General features: G+C 70.4%; 13 protein-coding genes. 8 read left to right on the forward strand and 5 right to left on the reverse strand.

The annotated features are described in order from the left end of the window. Positions 1 to 685: helix-turn-helix domain-containing protein (locus VBO01S_RS26465; RefSeq protein ID WP_062480993.1), on the forward strand; the 685-nt coding region annotated here is incomplete at its 5' end. A 9-nt stretch (positions 686 to 694) separates the two neighbouring features. Here the strand turns inward: VBO01S_RS26465 and VBO01S_RS26470 are convergent. The 4 genes from VBO01S_RS26470 to apaG all read right to left on the reverse strand — a co-directional run bounded on the left by VBO01S_RS26470 (position 695) and on the right by apaG (position 5,671). Continuing rightward, a complete protein-coding gene (locus tag VBO01S_RS26470; RefSeq protein WP_062480995.1) occupies positions 695 to 1,915 on the reverse strand; it encodes a YbdK family carboxylate-amine ligase in 1,221 nt (406 codons plus the stop codon). Further along, positions 1,912 to 3,183: a cation:proton antiporter gene (locus tag VBO01S_RS26475; RefSeq protein WP_062480997.1), complete on the reverse strand. Its 1,272-nt coding sequence runs from the start codon at positions 3,181 to 3,183 to the stop codon at positions 1,912 to 1,914. The genes VBO01S_RS26470 and VBO01S_RS26475 overlap by 4 nt, the downstream gene beginning before the upstream one ends. Further along, positions 3,180 to 5,153 (reverse strand): transporter-like protein TlpB, encoded by a 1,974-nt coding sequence (tlpB, locus tag VBO01S_RS26480; RefSeq protein WP_062481011.1) that lies wholly within the window; start codon positions 5,151 to 5,153, stop codon positions 3,180 to 3,182. The genes VBO01S_RS26475 and tlpB overlap by 4 nt, the downstream gene beginning before the upstream one ends. A gap of 122 nt (positions 5,154 to 5,275) precedes the next feature. Then, positions 5,276 to 5,671, reverse strand: a complete 396-nt coding sequence (gene apaG / locus VBO01S_RS26485; protein WP_062481013.1) for a Co2+/Mg2+ efflux facilitator ApaG/CorD — start codon at positions 5,669 to 5,671, stop codon at positions 5,276 to 5,278. 60 nt (positions 5,672 to 5,731) lie between these two features. Between apaG and rpe the strand changes: the two genes are divergently transcribed. Next, a complete protein-coding gene (gene rpe, locus VBO01S_RS26490) occupies positions 5,732 to 6,427 on the forward strand; it encodes a ribulose-phosphate 3-epimerase (RefSeq protein WP_062480999.1) in 696 nt (231 codons plus the stop codon). Here rpe and VBO01S_RS26495 read toward each other — a convergent pair. Next, a complete protein-coding gene (locus VBO01S_RS26495) occupies positions 6,417 to 6,650 on the reverse strand; it encodes a hypothetical protein (RefSeq protein WP_062481001.1) in 234 nt (77 codons plus the stop codon). The two genes, rpe and VBO01S_RS26495, sit on opposite strands and share 11 nt — an antisense overlap. Positions 6,651 to 6,813: 163 nt before the next feature. Between VBO01S_RS26495 and VBO01S_RS26500 the strand changes: the two genes are divergently transcribed. From VBO01S_RS26500 to VBO01S_RS26520, 6 genes are all read left to right on the forward strand, one after another. Then, positions 6,814 to 7,806, forward strand: a complete 993-nt coding sequence (locus VBO01S_RS26500) for a succinylglutamate desuccinylase/aspartoacylase family protein (RefSeq protein WP_062481003.1) — start codon at positions 6,814 to 6,816, stop codon at positions 7,804 to 7,806. 157 nt (positions 7,807 to 7,963) lie between these two features. Further along, positions 7,964 to 8,122: a hypothetical protein gene (locus tag VBO01S_RS32825; RefSeq protein WP_167394958.1), complete on the forward strand. Its 159-nt coding sequence runs from the start codon at positions 7,964 to 7,966 to the stop codon at positions 8,120 to 8,122. Positions 8,123 to 8,136: 14 nt separating this feature from the next. After that, positions 8,137 to 10,341: a catalase gene (locus VBO01S_RS26505; RefSeq protein ID WP_502688671.1), complete on the forward strand. Its 2,205-nt coding sequence runs from the start codon at positions 8,137 to 8,139 to the stop codon at positions 10,339 to 10,341. 226 nt (positions 10,342 to 10,567) lie between these two features. Beyond that, positions 10,568 to 12,679 carry a CHAT domain-containing protein gene (locus VBO01S_RS26510; RefSeq protein WP_255221205.1) on the forward strand — a complete coding sequence of 704 codons (2,112 nt, stop codon included), beginning with the start codon at positions 10,568 to 10,570 and terminating at the stop codon, positions 12,677 to 12,679. Between the two features lie 41 nt (positions 12,680 to 12,720). Further along, complete coding sequence (locus VBO01S_RS26515; RefSeq protein WP_255221206.1) at positions 12,721 to 14,442, forward strand: ShlB/FhaC/HecB family hemolysin secretion/activation protein; 1,722 nt, start codon at positions 12,721 to 12,723, stop codon at positions 14,440 to 14,442. 2 nt (positions 14,443 to 14,444) lie between these two features. Continuing rightward, on the forward strand, positions 14,445 to 17,356 hold a 2,912-nt coding region (locus VBO01S_RS26520; protein WP_157627465.1), incomplete at its 3' end, for a two-partner secretion domain-containing protein.

The following is a 17,356-nucleotide window of genomic DNA, read 5'->3' on the forward strand; positions in this document are numbered from 1 at the left end:
GGCGCACCGGCGCGGCGCCACCGTGGTCGGGCTGTGCCTGGGCGCCTTCGTGCTGGCCGAGGCCGGCCTGCTCGACGGCCGGCCCGCCACCACGCACTGGCACCTGGCCGCGGCGTTTGCCAAACAGTACCCGCAGGTCGTGCTGCAGCCCGAGGTGCTGTACGTGGACGACGGCAACGTGCTCACCTCGGCGGGCACGGCCGCGGGCATCGACTGCTGCCTGCACCTGCTGCGCGTGCGCTACGGCGCCGACACCGCCAACCGGGCCGCGCGGCGCATGGTCGTCGCGCCGCACCGGCAGGGCGGTCAGGCGCAGTACATCCAGCAGCCCGTGCCGGCAGCGGCCGAGCGCGACCGGCTCACGCCGCTGCTCGAATGGCTGGGGCGGCATCTGCATGTGCCGCACGAACTCGATGACCTGGCCAAGCGCGCGCTCATGAGCCGGCGCACCTTCACGCGGCGCTTTCGCGAATCGACGGGCACGACGGTCGGCCAGTGGCTGCAGAACCAGCGGCTGGCGCTGGCGCAGCGGCTGCTCGAAACGACCGACCGCTCGGTGGAGCGCGTGGCGGCCGATGCGGGCTTCGGCTCGGCGGTGCTGCTGCGCAAGCACTTCGCCACGGCGTTCAAGGTGTCGCCGACGGTGTACCGCCGGCAGTTCTCGCAGGAGGCCGTGGCGGCCTGACCCGCGAACTCAGGCCGCGCCGCGAAAACGCAGCGAGGCCTGGCGCACCACTTCCGCCAGCAGCCGTTCCTTGCCCTGCTTCTCGCGCAGCCAGCGCGCGTCGTTGCGGTTGGCCTCGACGCTGGTGCGCAGCTCGCCCAGCGCCTGCGTGGCGTTGAGCGCCTCGCTGTGCCATTCGAGCTGGGTCATGGTCATCAGGATGTGGTCGCGCAGCGGCATGTGCTGGCCGCTGGCCGGGTCGACGTACACCGCGTCCAGGCCGAAGCGGCAGGCCTGGAAGCGGTTGTAGGTGTAGACGAGGTAGTCGTCCTCGCTCGGCTCGAAGGGCTGCTCCTGCAGGAACCACGCGGCCAGCGACTGCACATAACCCGCGAGCGCGGCGGCGCGCTCGATGGTGAGCGGCGTGTCGAACACGCGGATCTCGATGGTGCCGAACTCGGGCTTGGGACGGATGTCCCAATAAAAGTCTTTCATGCTGCGCACGACGCCGGTGCGGGTCATGCGCTCGAAGTAGGCCTCGAATTCCTTCCAGCTCGTGGTGAAGGGCGCGCGGCCCGAGAGCGGGAACGCGAACACGGAATTGAGCCGTGCCGAGTCGAACTGCGTGTCCTGCCCCTGCACGAAGGGCGACGAGGCCGACAGCGCGATGAAGTGCGGGATATAGCGCGACATGCGGTGCAGCATGAGCAGCGCCGAGTCGGCGTCGGGGCAGCCGATGTGCACGTGCTGGCCGAAGATGGTGAACTGCTTGCTCAGGTAGCCGTACAGCTCCGACAGCTCGCGAAAGCGCGGCTTGTCGTAGATGCGCCGTTCGTGCCACTGCTGGAAGGCGTGCGTGCCGCCGCCGACCACGGCGATGTTGAGCTTGTCGGCGTTCTTGATGAGCGCTTCGCGGATCGGCGACAGCTGCGTGATCACGTCCTGCGCCGAATGGCAGATGTCGGTCGAGATCTCGATCATGCTCGAGGTCATCTCGGGCACCACGCTGCCGGGCAGCGGCGTCTGCGCCATCAGGCGCAGCATGTCTTCGGCATACGGCGCGAGGTCGTAGTCGTGTGTGTTGACCAGCTGCAGCTCGAGCTCCACGCCGAGCGACAGCGCTTCCGACTTGTTGAAGGGCTCGAGCTTGACGGCGCGGCTCGCCGGATCGGCGGGCAGCGGCGCGGAGCGCACGTCGTCGCTGTCCGGGTCGATCGGGAGGACGGAGGTGGGGTTGCTGTTGCTGCTCATCGCTGCGTGTCTTCCGTGGTGCTGAAGGCCTGCGGCGTCCAGGGGACCGAACTCTCGCCCACGGCGTGGATCGCCACGGTGGCGAGCACGGCGCCCATCACTTCCATCAGCAGGATCGAGGGCAGGGCGACCTGCGTGATCATGGTGCCCAGAAGCGGCGAGGCCGAGGCGAAATTGGAGGCGATCAGCAGGGCGATGGACGACAGCGGCGTCATCGCGCAGCCGACCCAGAAGGCCTGCTTCCAGCTGGCGCCGCTGCCCGGGTTGGCAATGGCCACGCCCGAGATCTTGGTGACCAGGCGCACGCCGATCACGGCCAGCACCACGCTGGCCACGGGCAGGGTCCAGTCGGCCTGGGCCGCCACCATCGACACCAGCACGAACATCAGCATGGTCAGCAGCGACGAGGCGGTGCCGAGCTGGCGCTGCCAGGCCCAGGGCTTGGGGTTGAGCGTCTTGAGCAGCACGCCGCCGATGAGCGCCGCCAGCGGCGCCGAGCCGCCGATGTGGGCCGTGAGCGCCGCGCCCGCCGCGATGATCGCCAGCAGCAGGATCGAGGTGTTCTCGCTGTTCGGGCTCATCACGCGCAGCGCCGAGCGCAGCGCCAGCGCCATGATCGCGCCGACCACGAACGACATGCCCAGCACCACCGCGACCGGGTAGAGCTTGAGCATCAGCGACTGCGGTGCGCGCTCGATCAGGCCGGCCTGCGCGTAGCCCAGCGTGAGCGCGTAGAAGGTGTTGAGCGTGGCCAGCGTCATGGCGCGTTCGGTCACCGGGCCGGCGGCGCGGGTGTCCATGATCACGCGGCTGAGCACAGCCGGCGAGGCGACGATCGCCATCAGCGCGATGGGGTTGGCCACCGGCTCGGGCAGGCCCAGAAGAATCAATATCCAGTACACGCCGAAGTAGGTCAGCCCCGCCTCCAGCAGGCTCTGCACCAGCACCATCGGGTTGTGGCGGAACCAGCGCAGCGGCAGCCGCCCGCCCGCCTCGAACAGCACCACGGCCGCGCCCAGCTCCAGCAGGAACAGGCTGATGCCGCGCAGCGGCCAGATCGCGCCCTCGAAACCGGCAAAGCCCACCACTGCGCCCACCACCGAATAGCCGATGACCTTCGGCATTCCCAGGTAGCGCTGCACCAGGTGGCCGGAGGCCGCGGCGGCGGCCACCAGCAGGGCCCAGAGCACGGTGGGCAGGCCGGCCGAGGGGCGCGCCCATTCGGCCCAGAAGCCCTGGAGTTCGGCGAGGAGTGCGGTCAGGTTCATGTAGGCAGGAAGAAGCTCACCGGCCGGCTGCGCCAGCGGGCCCAGATCGCGCTGCGGATGCGGGCGCGGTCACCGAGGCTCACGCTGTGCGCGCGCAGCGCCAGCCGGAAAGCGAAATAGAAACTCACGCTCACATTGAGCGCGCCGATCACCGGGATCGCCGCAACCGCCCACCACAGGGCCGGCTGGTGCAGTGCCGGCAGCCCGATGGATGCCGCCGCGGCCGCGATCTGGCCGGCCGACAGCGTGACATGGCGCACATCCAGCCCGAGCCCGAAGAAGCCCGCGAACGCGGGCAGCAGTCCGAGCATGAGTCCCAGCGAGATGTTGGAGGCGAAGCCTGAGATGTGTGTGCGCATGAAGGCGGCCCAGCGACGGGCCCGGGCGGCACCGAGAAAGGCGCCGATGCGAGGGTTGTAACGCATGGCGGAGTCCAGGCGATGCAGGACAAAGGCGTTTTCTGTCCATCCGGCGATGATGCTGGACGAAAACAGCAGGATGCCGGTGATTGCCGCGAAAAGCACGGTCGGTCCGAGCAGCGACAGCGAATGCAGCGTGGAGGCCGCATGCGCCGCGTCCAGCAGCGGCCGGCCCAGCGCGGCCTGCCAGCCCAGCACCAGCAGGCCCACCGCCGGCACCACCAGGAGCACGTTGCCCAGCACGGCCGCCACCTGCGAGCGCACGAGGTTGGCCACCTCGTCGACGAACTGGTCCACGGCGTCGTCCGACTTGATGTCGCGCAGCCGCGCCGCCATGGCGGGCGCGGTCATGGCCGGCTGCTTGGTGGCCAGCGTGAGGTGCAGCAGCTGGATCGCCACGAAGCTGGCCGCGTACATGAGGCCCGCGGCCAGCCCGCTCCAGAAGGCCGACAGGGCCAGCGCGTAGATGCCGAACTTGGCCAGCACCGTCAGCGCCGTGAAGGCGCCGCCGCCGGCGGCCTTCTTCACCATCTGCAGGTAGCTGCGGCGGTCGCGGGTGATGTAGTGCTCGCCCGTCTCGGCGCTGCGCTCGGTCACCTTGGCCGCGAGCATCGACGAGTTGGAGGCGATCAGCGCGCGGATGCTGTTGCGCTCGCCGCCTGCCAGTACCAGCTTGCCGACCAGCCGCGCCATGCTCGGCCCCGGCACGGGCGACATCAGGCAGTCGAGCAGCTCGCGGATGCGCAGCACGCGCTCGCGCAGCTGGCGCAGCCGGAACACCAGGCCGACCGAGATGCCGTTGTCTTCCAGGTGCGTGTAGACCGACGAGGCGCTGGAACGGCAGGCATCGAGCCGGTCGCGGAAGGCCACGAAGGCGGCCTGCAGGGATTCTTCGTCGCGCGGCAGGGCGAACATCTGCTCGCGCAGCGCGTCCAGGTCGGCCATGAGGGCGTGGAAAGGGCGCGCCTCGCCCGCTTCGGGGCTGATGCGCAGCCGCAGCTCGGGCGAAAAGCCCGTCGCCACCACCTGGCTGCAGCAGTAGGTGACGGCGTCCATCACCGTGTGGCGCCAGCGCGCCGAGCCGTCGGGCATGGGCGCGGCGTCGGCCAGCAGCGCGCCGATGCGCGCGAGCTGGGTGTCGTCGAGCAGCGCGATCCAGCCGGCGTCGAACACGCCGGGCAGCACCAGCCGGAACAGGTCCGAGGCGTCGGTGGTCTCGGGCGTGCCCGGCAATATCTTGCGGCGCATGCGCTCGCCGAACTCGCTCAGGAAGGCGGTGCGCGGCGCAAAGCCATAGTCGGCCAGCAGCGCCGTGAGGTCGACCGACTGCGTGAACGCGCGCCACCAGGCGCGCAGCCGATCGCACAGCTCGGGGCGTGCCTCGACGGCGTCGAGCAGCAACTGCACGCGGCCGATGGCGGCCTGCGGCGAGGCGCGGTCGCCGCGCAGCCAGTCGAAGAGGTTGATGAGCCAGATGTGGCGCTGCGCCACATCGGCCGTGGGGTCGAGGCCGGCAAGCAGCCCCTGCAAGTCGCGAGATGCAGCAGCCATGATGAATTCGTAACGGATCAGTGCGGGGAACACCGCGCAACCGGCTCAGCCGGGCCGCTGGTGTTGCCCCCGGCGAGGGGGAAGGAGAAGCGACACGAAGTGCGCGAAGCCTGGGGGAGTACCTAGTGAAGCACCCGGGAGACCGGGGCGCCGCCGATGTCGGCTTCGAGCACGAACATGGGAACGGGCACGTCGAAACGCTCGCCTTCCTCGGTCACCACGAAGAAGCTGCCATGCATCGTGCCGCTGGCCGCCTGCAGGCGGCAGCCGCTGGTGTAGCGAAACGATTCGCCGGGCGCCAGCAGCGGCTGCTGGCCGATCACGCCGAGGCCCTTGACCTCCTGCGCATGCCCAGAGGCGTCGTTGATGAGCCAGTGGCGCGCGATCAATTGCGCGCCCACCGTGCCCACATTGGTGACGGTGATCGTGTAGGAGAAGGTGTAGACGTTGTCCTTGGGCGAGGACTGGTCGGCCAGGTAACGCGGTTCGACCTGTACGCTGAAGGGGCTGTGTGACATGGGGCGCATGGTAACGGAGGCCTTTCCTCGGACTTCCGACGGCTGCGAGAATCCGGGGTTATGAGCAGCACCCCGTTCCGCATTGCGCCCTCCATTCTTTCCGCCGACTTCGCGCACCTCGGCCAGGAACTGACCGACGTGATCGCGGCCGGCGCCGACTGGATTCACTTCGACGTGATGGACAACCATTACGTGCCGAACCTGACCTTCGGCCCCATGATCTGCCAGGCCCTCAAGCCCTACGCCAAGACCGCCGACGGCACGCCCGTGCCCATCGACGTGCACCTGATGATCCAGCCGGTCGACGCGCTGGCCGCGTCTTTTGCGCAAGCGGGCGCTGACTACATCAGCTTCCACCCCGACGCATCGACCCATGTGCACCGCAGCATCCAGGCCATCAAGGCCGCGGGCTGCAAGCCCGGCCTGGTGTTCAACCCGGGCGCCGGCCTCGAGGCGCTGGACTGGGCCATCGACGACATCGACCTGATCCTCATCATGAGCGTCAACCCCGGCTTCGGCGGCCAGAGCTTCATCGATTCGGCGCTGCGCAAGATCGAGCAGGCGCGCAAGCGCATCGAGCAGAGCGGGCGCGACATCCGCCTCGAGGTGGACGGCGGCATCAAGGCCGACAACATCGCCCGCGTGGCTTCGGCCGGCGCCGACACCTTCGTGGCGGGCAGCGCGATCTTCAACGCCAAGGACTACGGCGCGGTGATCGGCGACATGCGCCAGCAGCTGGCCACCGTCAAGGCCTGACCTTGCCGTCGGCGGTGCGCTCGGGCGTGAGCCCGCGGTCGGTGTCGACCACGCCGCGCTCCACGTCCTCGTAGCCGCGCCGGCCCTTCTCGGGCGGCTGGCCGTCCTGCATCACCTGGCTGTCCGACGACTGGTCGCGCTCGTGCGGCAGGCGCGGCGCCGATTCGCCGTCCTTTTCGACGCGGGTGGTGTCCTTCTTGTCCTTGCGCGGCTGCTGGGCCATCGTGTGCTCCTTCAAAGTTCGGGTCTGGCGCCAGCTTGCGCGGCGCCCCGCCACGGGGCAGTAGGACAGGCCAGGGCGCGGCTGTAGGTTCGCGCTGCACGCCCGCCATGCCACAGGGTCTTGCCTTTTGCGTGGCCACAGTCGCCTCCGCATAATCGCCCGCATGTCCACCCCGCTTTTCGACGACGCCGCGACCGCCACCGACAGCCTGCGCCTGCATGCCTTCGCGTCGCTGAACCCCGGCCCGCGCCTGCTCGTGATCGGCGGGGTGCACGGCGACGAAACCTGCGGCACCGAGGGCATCGCGCGCGTGCTGGCCGAGTTCGATGCCGGCGACTTGCACCTGCTGCGCGGCGAACTCACGCTCGTGCCCGTGGCCAACCCGCTCGCGCGACGACGCCTGCAGCGCGAGGGCCAGCGCAACCTCAACCGCCTGTTCCGCCCGAGCGAGACGCCGGCCGACTACGAGGCCCGCATCACCAACCGGCTGGCGCCCGTCATCGCGCGCCACGACGTGCTGCTCGACCTGCACTCCTTCCAGAGCGAGGGCGAGGCCTTCGCGATGATTGGCCCGCGCGACAACAGCGGCAGCCTCGAGCCCTTTGCGCGCGCGCAGGAAGAAGGCCGGCTCGCGCTGCACATCGGCACGCCCATCGTCGTCGAGGGCTGGCTCGACATCTACGCCGCCGGCCTCGCGCAGCGCGGCGCGGCGGTCGACGAGGCCGCCATCGACTTCGGCCGCGGCACCAACGAATACATCCGCAGCTGCGGCGGCTACGGCGTCACGCTCGAATGCGGCCAGCACCAGGACCCTCAGGCGCCCGAGGTGGCGTGGGCGGCCATCCGCCGCACGCTCGCGCTGCTGGGCATGGCGGCGCTGCCGCCGGGCCTGTCGGCCGCGCCCCCGCAGCCGCCCCAGCTGCTGCGCCTGGCGAGCGTGACCGACCGCCTGCACGAGGACGACAGCTTCGTGCGCGACTGGGCCACCTTCGACCCCGTGCAGCGCGGCGAACCCGTGGGCATGCGGCACGACGGCACGCTGGTCAGCGCGCCCGACGACGGCTTCATCGTGTTCCCGAACGCGATGGCGCTGCCGGGCGCCGAGTGGTTCTACTTCGCGCGGCCCAGCGAGCGCGTGCTCGACCCGACCGTCTGAGGCTCGCGCCTGTCGGCGCCCTCCTACCGGTGACGCCCACCTTCTCCCACAGACGGGGAGGGGCGGCCACTACGGCCCGCGCACCGGGCCCCACCTAAGCTTCCTCTTTGCGGATTTGCCGGCTTGCGGCCCCGCTTCTCTCGGAGGGAAAAACATCATGGAAATCTCGGCACTGTTCGATTCGCTCATGGGCACCTGGGGCGACGACATCCTGATCTGGGCGGTGGCTGCCGTGACCGCCTGCATCGGCCTGATCGCCGTGGTGAACGTGCTCGACATCTTCATCGGCAGCGGCAACAGCAACGAGGCCGGCTGAGCCGACCCGCATCGATGCCCAGAACCCCGATGTCCCCCCAGAACAAGGCCGCCGCAGGCCGCCGCGCCAGCACCGCCAAGACCGGTGACGGCGCCAACGCCAAGCAGCTGCAGCTCGAGGGTTTCACCACCGAGCACCCCACGCACCTGACGACCAACCAGGGCCTGCAGGTTCCCGACAACCACAACTCGCTCAAGGCGGGCGTGCGCGGGCCGACGCTGCTCGAAGACTTCATCCTGCGCGAGAAGATCACGCACTTCGACCACGAGCGCATTCCCGAGCGCGCCGTGCACGCGCGCGGCTCGGCAGCGCACGGCTACTTCCAGGTCTACCAGTCGATGTCGCAGTACACCTGCGCCGATTTCCTGCAGGACCCCGATGCGAAGACGCCCGTGTTCGTGCGCTTTTCGACCGTGGCCGGCTCGCGCGGCTCGGCCGACACCGTGCGCGACGTGCGCGGCTTCGCCGTCAAGTTCTACACGCGCGAGGGCAACTACGACCTCGTGGGCAACAACATCCCCGTGTTCTTCATCCAGGACGCGATGAAGTTCCCCGACCTCATCCACGCCGTCAAGCCCGAGCCGCACCACGAGATGCCGCAGGCCGCGAGCGCGCACGACACCTTCTGGGACTTCGCCTCGCTCATGCCCGAGAGCACCCACATGCTGATGTGGGCCATGAGCGACCGCGCCATTCCGCGCAGCCTTCGCATGATGGAAGGCTTCGGCGTTCACACCTTCCGCTTCGTCAACGCGCGCGGCGAGAGCCACTTCGTGAAGTTCCACTGGAAGCCCAAGCTCGGCGTGCACGGCCTCGTGTGGGACGAGGCGCAGAAGATCGCCGGCAAGGACCCCGACTTCCACCGTCGCGACCTCTGGGAGGCCATCGAGCAGGGCCACTTCCCCGAGTGGGAGCTGGGCGTGCAGCTCATCGCGCCCGACCGTGCCGAATCGCTGGGCTTCGACCTGCTCGACCCGACCAAGCTGATCCCCGAAGAGATGGTGCCCGTGCAGCGCATCGGCAAGCTGGTGCTCAACCGCAACCCCGACAACTTCTTCGCCGAGACCGAGCAGGTGGCCTTCCACCCGGGCCACGTCGTGCCCGGCATCGACTTCAGCAACGACCCGCTGTTGCAGGGGCGCCTGTTCAGCTACACCGACACGCAGATCTCGCGGCTGGGCGGCGCCAACTTCCACGAGCTGCCGATCAACAAGGCCGTGTGCCCGTTCCACAACATGCAGCGCGACGGCATGCACCGCCAGACCATCGCGCGCGGCCAGGTCGCCTACGAGCCCAACACGCTGGGCAGCGGCACCGAGTTCCGCGTGGACGGCGGCAGCCACGGCTTCCAGTCGTTCCCCGAAGAGATCGAGTCGCCGAAGGTGCGGCGCCGCAGCCCGTCGTTCGACGACCACTTCACGCAGGCGCGCCTGTTCTTCAACAGCCAGAGCATGGCCGAGAAGGAGCACATCGTCGCGGCCTTCCGCTTCGAACTCTCGAAGCTCGAAGTGCCCGCGATCCGCCAGCGCATGGTCGACAACCTCGCGCACGTGGACGAGAAACTCGCACGCCGCGTGGCCGAGCCGCTGGGCATCGGCGAGCCCGACGCGAAAGCGGCGGCGGGGTACTCGGGCTTTCGCGAACACCGCATCGAGTTGCCCATCGACGAATCGCCCGCGCTGCGCATGAGCGATGGCAGCGCCGACGGCGTGGTGCGCACGCGCAAGGTCGCGATCCTCGTGGCCGACGGCGTCGACTCGGCCTCGCTGAAGCCCATTCGCGATGCGCTCGAGCAGGTGGGCGTGCTGTGCAAGGTGGTGGGCCCGAAGCTCGGCACCGTGGCCAGCGCGTCGAAACGCCAGATCGACGTCGACATGACCTTCACCAACACCGCCTCGGTGTTGTTCGACGCCGTGCTCGTGCCTGCAGGCGCCGAGGGCGCCGCCGCGCTCGCGGCACAGGGCGATGCCGTGCATTTCGTGCTCGAGGCCTACAAGCACTGCAAGGCGATCTGCGCGGTGGGCGAGGGCGTGCAGTTGCTGGCCACGCTGGGCGTCACGCCCGAGGGCGAGGCGCCGGCCGGCGTGGTGGTGGCCGAAACGCCCGTCACGAACCTGGGCGACGCCACGGCGGCGACGCAGATCGCGCACGACTTCATTGCGGCGATTGCGAAGCACCGGCATTGGGACCGGCTCAACATCGACAGCGTGCCCGCCTAGCGTGAACCGGCTCTACGCCATTTGCGCTAGACCGTATTGCGAATAGGCGAGGTGAACACCCGCTCCTAGACTTTCCCACGAGGCCTGAACGGCGCGCACTCCCGCGGCGTCGAGCGTTCGCGGCAGCGAGTGCATGGGTCGAGGGGGTTCAATGGCGTGGTTTTCGAGATGGGGATGTGCGCATCCGGCGCGTCGCCGTGCCGGTCTTGCCGGTGCGGTCGGCCTGGTGGGTGTGCTGCTTCTGGGCCCCGGCGGTCCTTCGGCGCAGGCACAACGTCCGGCGCCACCACCTGCAACTCCCGCCGCTGCGGCGGGCGGCCCGAGTGCCGAAGCCGCGGCCGACCGCATGGCGCAGGCGCGGCTGGCCGACACCGACACGCTGCTGGCCCTGACCAGCGAAGGCGCGGTGCTCTACGGGCAGGACGCGGTCAAGCTCTCGGGCTATCAATACTGCAGCCAGGCGGTCGCGTTGGCCGAGGCGGGCGAGTTCCGCCAGAGCGTGCGCGCCGCGAGCAAGGCGCTGCACCTGGCCAACGCCACCAGCGACCCGAACCTGCGCGCCGTGGCCAACCGCGACCTGGCGATCGTCTACAGCTATTCGGGCCAGCTCGAGAAGGCCGAGGAGTTCGCGCGCGAAGCGCTGCGCCATCCCGCGCGCGACCCCAAGCTGGTGGTCGGCCCGGTGCAGAAGGTGATCGGCGACGTGCGCACGCGGCGCGGCGACTTCGCCGGCGCGGTGCTCAGCTACGACGAGGCACTGGCCAACAGCTCGCCGCGCTATGCGCCGCTGGTGCAGGCCTCGCTGGTCAACGCGCTCATCGAGTCGGGTGACGCGGCACGCGCGCGCCAGGTGCTCGGCGACATGGCCGAGCCGCGCGAGGCGCCGCTGGCCGCGCAGCTCGAACGCACGCGCGCCCGCCTGCTGCTGGCCGAGAACAAGCCGGCCGAGGCACGCGACAAGTACCGCGCGCTCACCACGCGCCAGGTCGGCACCGACACCGCCTACTACCGGCTCTGGGCCTGGGACGGCGTGGCGCGCAGCGAACTCGCGCTGGGCCAGAAGCAGGCCGCCGCCGAGGCCGCGGGCCGCGCGCTGGCCGATGTCGACCAGGTGCGCGCGCGCTTTCGCAGCGAAGAAGTGAAGATGGGCCTGTTCTCCGACCTGCAGTCGGTGTTCGAGCGCGGCGTGGCGGTGTACAGCGAAGCGGGCGATCCGCAGCGCGCCTTCGAGGTCAGCGAGCACAGCCGCTCGCGCGCGCTGCTCGACGCGGTGCGCGGGCGCGCGAAGCTCAGTGAATCGTCGGCCGGCACGGTCGGCGTGGCCGCGCTGCAGCGCACGCTGGCGGCCGACGAGCGGGTGGTGCAGTACCACGCGCTGCCCGACCGCCTGATGGTCTGGGTCGTGGGGCCGGACCGCATTGTCGAAAAGCGCATCGCGGTGAAGCGCGACGAGCTCACCGAACTCGTCGAGACCTTCCGCAATTCGATCGTGCGCGGCCGCCGCGCCGCCATCACCAACGCCGACAAGCTCGGCGCCGCGCTGCTGGGCCCGCTGGGCCTGGCGCCGGGGCAGCGCGTGGTGGTGGTGCCGCACGGGCCGCTGCACTACCTGCCGTTCCAGGCGCTGCGCCTGGACGGGCGCTACCTCATCGAGACGCACCCGGTGTCGGTGGCGCCGTCGATCAGCATCGCGGTGCAGCTGGCGCAGCGCACGCCGCGCGTGAACGCGTCGCTCACGGCCTTCGGCAATCCGCGCATCGAGGACAAGTACGACCTGCCCGGCGCCGAGACCGAAGTGAAGCAGCTCGCGCAGCTGTTCCCGCGCAACACGGTGTACATGGGCGCCGCCGCCACCAAGACGCAGTTCCGCGACGTGGCCTCGCGCTCGCCGCTGATGCACGTGGCGGCGCACGCCGAGGCCGACGAGGTCGATCCGCTGTACTCGCGCATCCTGCTGGCCAACGAAGGCGGCAAGCAGAACTTTCTCGAGGCGCACGAGATCCTCGCGCTGCCGATGGACGGCACGGCGCTGGTCACGCTGTCGGCCTGCGAGTCGGGCCTGGGGCGCATCGCGCAGGGCGACGAGGTGCTGGGCTTCACGCGCTCGTTCCTCTCGGCCGGCAGCTCCAGCCTCATCGCCTCGCTGTGGCCGGTGTCGGACGACGCCACCGCCGTGCTCATGGGCACGCTGTATGGCGAGCTCGCCAAGGGCCGCGACATCCAAAAGGCCATGCAGGCCGGACAACTGGCCGTGCTGAAGGACCCCAAGATGTCCCACCCCTTCTTCTGGGGGCCGTTCAACCTGATCGGCAACTGGCGCCTCACGGTGGGGAGCTGACCATGTCTTCGTCACGCTCCCTCTTGCAAAGAAGCACTGCCATGGCCTCTGCGATCCGCCTTCGTCCTCGGCCGACGCCGATCGCCATTGCGGCGACTGCACTCGTCGGCGCCACGCTGTGGGTCGCCATGCCCCGCGCCCATGCGCAGGAAGCCACCACGCTGCTGCCCACCAAGGACCCGTGCGGCAGCTGCGACCGCCCCGTGGCGCAGGCCACCGGCGCCGTCGCCCCGCAAACCCTGCCCGCGCCGCCCCGGCCCGCGGCAGGCGCGGGCAGCTTCAAGCTCACCGACCTGCGCCTGAACGGCGTGAAGGCGCTGAGCAACGAAGAGCTGCAGACCATCACCGCGCCGTACATCGGCCGCGAGGTCACGCTCGGCGACCTCGAAGGCCTCGCGCAGGCCATCACCACGCGTTACAAGGAGCGCGGCTACTTCCTCGCGCAGGCGGTGGTGCCGGTGCAGACCGTGCGCGACGGCATTGTCGAGATCAGCATCATCGAAGGCCGGCTCGGCAAGGTCGACGTGCTGGTCGCGCCCGAGGCGCCGATCAGCGAGGCGCGCGTGCGCGGCTTCCTGGCGGCGCTGCAACCCGGCGAGGCGGTGAACGCGCCGGCCTACGAGCGCGCGATGCTGCTGCTGTCGGACCAGCCCGGTCTCAAGGTGTCGTCCAGCCTGCAGGAAGGCGCGCAGGCCGGCACCACCGACCTGTCGGTGGAGGTCGAGGCCGGCGCGCGCTGGGCCTTCTCGGCCGAGGCCGACAACCACGGCACCAAGGAGGCAGGGCGCTACCGCGTGGGCGGCACGGCGCGCTGGCTCAGCCCCTTCGGCATCGGCGACAACCTCGATGCGCGCCTGCTGCTGTCCAACAGCAACGCGCTGCAGTACGGCCGCGTGGCCTACGAGGCGCCGCTGGGCACCAGCGGCCTGCGCGCGGGCATCGGCATCTCGCGCGTGAGCTACGACCTGGGCGGCAAGTTCGTCGACCTCGACGCGCGCGGCCGTGCCGACGTGCTCGACGTGTCGCTCAACTACCCGCTGATCCGCCAGCGCCAGCAGAACCTGTTCCTGCGCCTCACGGCCGACGTGAAGGACCTCACCGACGAGCTGCGCGGCGTCGACTTCACGGCGAAGAAGCGCGTGCAGGGCTTCGGCATCGGCTGGGCCTGGGAGCGGCGCGACGAGGTGCTGGGCGGCGGCTACTGGGCCAGCTCGGGCACGCTGTACCACGGCGACCTGTCGATCCGCGACGCGCAGAGCTTCCAGTCCGACCAGCAGTTCGGCGGGCGCCACACCGAAGGCGGCTTCACCAAGCTGAGCTTCCAGGTGTCGCGCCTGCAGGCCATCGTGCCGCGCCACTCGCTGTACTTCTCGGTCGGTGGGCAGTGGGCCAGCAAGAACCTCGATGCCTCCGAAAAACTCGCGCTCGGCGGCGCGCGCGCGGTGCGCGCCTACCCCTCGGGCGAACTGCTGGTGGACCAGGGCCTGATCGGCACCTTCGAATACCGCTGGGCCGCCACCGACGAGATCACGCCCTACCTGTTCTACGACGCGGCACGCGGACGCATCGCGCGCCATCCCTCGCCCTTCGACGGCGAGAACTCCCACAGCCTGCGCGGCTACGGCATCGGCCTGAGCTGGTCGCGCCCCGGCAACTTCTCGATCAACGCCACGCTCGCCTGGCGCGCCGGCACACCGCCCGCGCAGACCGACGGCGGCGGGCGCAACCCGCGGCTGTACGTGCAGCTGCAAAAGGCGTTCTGACCATGAAGCCCCGCACCACCTTCCAACCCCGGCATCCGCTGCGTCCGCTGGCGCTTTCGATCGCGTGCATGGGCCTGGCCCCGGCGCTGGCGCAAACCATCCTGCCGAGCTTCCTGCCGGGCGGCTACACCACGCAGGGCGGCGTGACCGTGGGCAGCACCACCTCGGCCTCCAGCGCGGGCGGGCAGGCGCTGGGCATCTCGCAGTCGTCGCTGCGCGCGATCATCAACTGGAACAGCTTCTCCATCGGTGCCAAGGACGCGGTCAACATCAACCAGTCGATGGGCGTGTCCAGCATCCTGCTCAACCGCGTGACGGGCAACGAGCTCTCGACCATCGCCGGCCAGCTCACGGCCAACGGGCGCGTGTTCCTCGTCAACCCGAACGGCGTGGTGTTCAGCCAGGGCGCGACGGTCAACGTGGGCGGCCTCGTGGCGTCCACGCTGGCACTGAACACCACCGACAACGACTTCCTCGCCGGTAGCAGCAAGCTCGATTTCCTGCGCGACGACAACAAGAGCACGGTCGTGAGCAACGCCGGTGTGCTCACCGCCGTGGGCGGCCCCGTGGTGCTGATGGGCGCCGAGGTGACCAACACCGGCCGCATCGTCGCCGACCACAGCACCGTGGCGCTGGCCTCGGGCCGCAGGATCAGCTTCGACCTGGGCAACGACGGACTCACCAACCTCGTGGTCGCGGCCGAGGCCATGGCCGCCACCAGCGCCAAGGTGGTGAACGCCGCGGGCGCCACCTTGCAGGCCGACGGCGGGCGCGTGATGCTCATCGGCAGTTCCACCACGGCGGGCGAGCTGGTGGTGAACCAGTCGGGCACGGTGCGCGCGCGCACGCTGGAGAACGTCAACGGCGAGATCGTGCTCGGCGCCGGCAGCAACAACCGCATCGAGATGAACGGCGGCACGCTCGACGCCACCGGCATGGGCGCGGGGCAGCACGGCGGCACCATCCGCATCGCGGCGGGGCAGGTGCGTATCGAAGGCACCGGCGGCGGCGACCAGCGCGCGGTGATCGACGCCAGCGGCCAGGCCGGCGGCGGCAGCGTGTCGGTGCGCGGCTATGACGTGGCACTGTCGTCCACCGCGGTGCTGCGCGCCGACGCCACCACGGGCGGCGCCGGCGGCAACGTCACCACGGCCAGCGCCCAGGGCCAGGCCCTGGTCGGCGAGGCCGACCCGGCGCCCGAGCGCGAATCGCGGCTGCAGGCCTACGGCGAGATGACCGCGCGCGGCGCGGGTGCCGGCAAGGGCGGTGCGATCTCGAACGAGGCCGATGCGGTGCGTGTGCAGGCCGTGCGCGTCGATGCGGGCGGTGGTTCGCAAGGCGGCGCCAACGGCAGCTGGCGCGTGAGCGCGAAGCAATCCGACCTGGGCATCGTCGAGGCCGGCAACGTGCCGGCGTATGACAGCAAACTGCCGGCCTTCACCGGCGGCTCCGTGAGCGCCGGCAGCATCGGCGACACGCTGGGCCGCGGCACCGACGTGACGCTGGCGAGCGGGCGCACCGGCCTGGGCGCGGGCGTGACCTTTGCGCCCGGTGTGCAGGTCGTCAAGAGCGAAGGCGGCACGGCGCGGCTGCGCGTCGATTCGGCCGGCAGCATCGTGATGAACGAGGGCTCGGCCATCGCATCGCAGCAAGGCGCGCTGCACGTCGACTTCAACGCCGACGCGGCCGGCCGCGTCGCCACCAACGCGAAGAACATCAACAACAGCAGCGGCAACCCTTCTGCGGAGACCGACTATGCCGGCGCCATCGTGCTGACCGGCGCGACCATCGCAGCCAACGGCGGCGACGTGCGCTTCTTCGGCCAGGGCGACGCACAGAACGGCCGCGCCATCGGTGGCATCGTCCCGCTCGGCGGCGACACCGGCGATTTCGTGTGGCGCGATGGCGTGACGCTCGCCGGCAGCCAGGTCACCACCGGCGGCGAAGGCCGCGTGACGATGCGCGGCCAGGGCCGCACCTGGATCGACGACCAGGACACCGGCGACTTCATCTTCCGCGGCAGCAACGGCGTGTCGATCACGGGCGGCACGGTCGAAGCCGGCGCGGGCGGCCTGCAACTCGACGGCCTCGCGGGCTACGGGCGCAGCGGTGTCGCCATCGGCAGCGGCGCGGTGCTGAAGTCGGTGGGCGACATCGGCATCAAGGGCCAGGGACCGACGTGGACTTCCAACATCGGCGGCGCCACGGTGGGCGCCAGCACGGCGGTCGTCATCGACGACGCCACCGTGGCCAGCGAGCGCGACGTGCGCATCGAAGGCCAGGGCGCCAACCTCGACGGCCTGCGCACCGACACGGGCTTCGCGGCGGGGAACATGTCGGCCGGCGGCGGCAACGGCGTCGCCATCCGCGGCGAGGTCTCGGCCGGCGCGGGCCGGCGCATCGACGTCATCGGCCACGCGGGCAGCGAAGGCTTCAGCGCCACGCTCGGCAGCCCCGACATCATCATCACGCCGTCCACCACGCCCACCTACGGCGTGGCCGTGACCGTCGATGGCGACCGTCCGACGGCGCTGCGCACCAGCGGCGGCACCATCGCCATCGACGCCCAGGGCAGCGACATCTCGATGCGCATGGTCACCTCCTTCTCCGGCGTGGGCACCAGCGTCGGCACGCTGGCCTCGGTGGCCAGCGACAGCGGCAAGGGCGGCAGCATCTCGGTGCAAGGGCGCAACGTGCTCATCGACGGCGCCACGAATTCCGACGGCTCGCCCGCGGTGGCGCGCCTGGACGCCAGCGGCGCGACCGGCGGCGGCAGCATCGACATCGCGGCCACCAATGCCATCGCCGTCGGCGGCAACACGCGCCTGGAAGCCAACGCGGGCACGGGCGCGGGCAACGGCGGCAGCATCAAGGTGGTGGCGACCGAGTCGCTGCGCGCGCACGGCCAGCTCTC

This window comes from Variovorax boronicumulans NBRC 103145 (assembly GCF_001591345.1).
GTDB classification, from domain to species: Bacteria; Pseudomonadota; Gammaproteobacteria; order Burkholderiales; family Burkholderiaceae_C; genus Variovorax; species Variovorax boronicumulans.

Coding starts and splice junctions, on each gene's coding strand:
- rpe (WP_062480999.1), top strand. CDS start 5,732: ATGAGCAGCACCCCGTTCCGCATTGCGCCCTCCATTCTTTCCGCCGAC.
- VBO01S_RS26515 (WP_255221206.1), top strand. CDS start 12,721: ATGGCCTCTGCGATCCGCCTTCGTCCTCGGCCGACGCCGATCGCCATT.
- VBO01S_RS26475 (WP_062480997.1), bottom strand. CDS start 3,183: ATGAACCTGACCGCACTCCTCGCCGAACTCCAGGGCTTCTGGGCCGAA.
- apaG (WP_062481013.1), bottom strand. CDS start 5,671: ATGTCACACAGCCCCTTCAGCGTACAGGTCGAACCGCGTTACCTGGCC.
- tlpB (WP_062481011.1), bottom strand. CDS start 5,153: ATGGCTGCTGCATCTCGCGACTTGCAGGGGCTGCTTGCCGGCCTCGAC.
- VBO01S_RS26470 (WP_062480995.1), bottom strand. CDS start 1,915: ATGAGCAGCAACAGCAACCCCACCTCCGTCCTCCCGATCGACCCGGAC.
- VBO01S_RS32825 (WP_167394958.1), top strand. CDS start 7,964: ATGGAAATCTCGGCACTGTTCGATTCGCTCATGGGCACCTGGGGCGAC.
- VBO01S_RS26505 (WP_502688671.1), top strand. CDS start 8,137: ATGCCCAGAACCCCGATGTCCCCCCAGAACAAGGCCGCCGCAGGCCGC.
- VBO01S_RS26500 (WP_062481003.1), top strand. CDS start 6,814: ATGTCCACCCCGCTTTTCGACGACGCCGCGACCGCCACCGACAGCCTG.
- VBO01S_RS26495 (WP_062481001.1), bottom strand. CDS start 6,650: ATGGCCCAGCAGCCGCGCAAGGACAAGAAGGACACCACCCGCGTCGAA.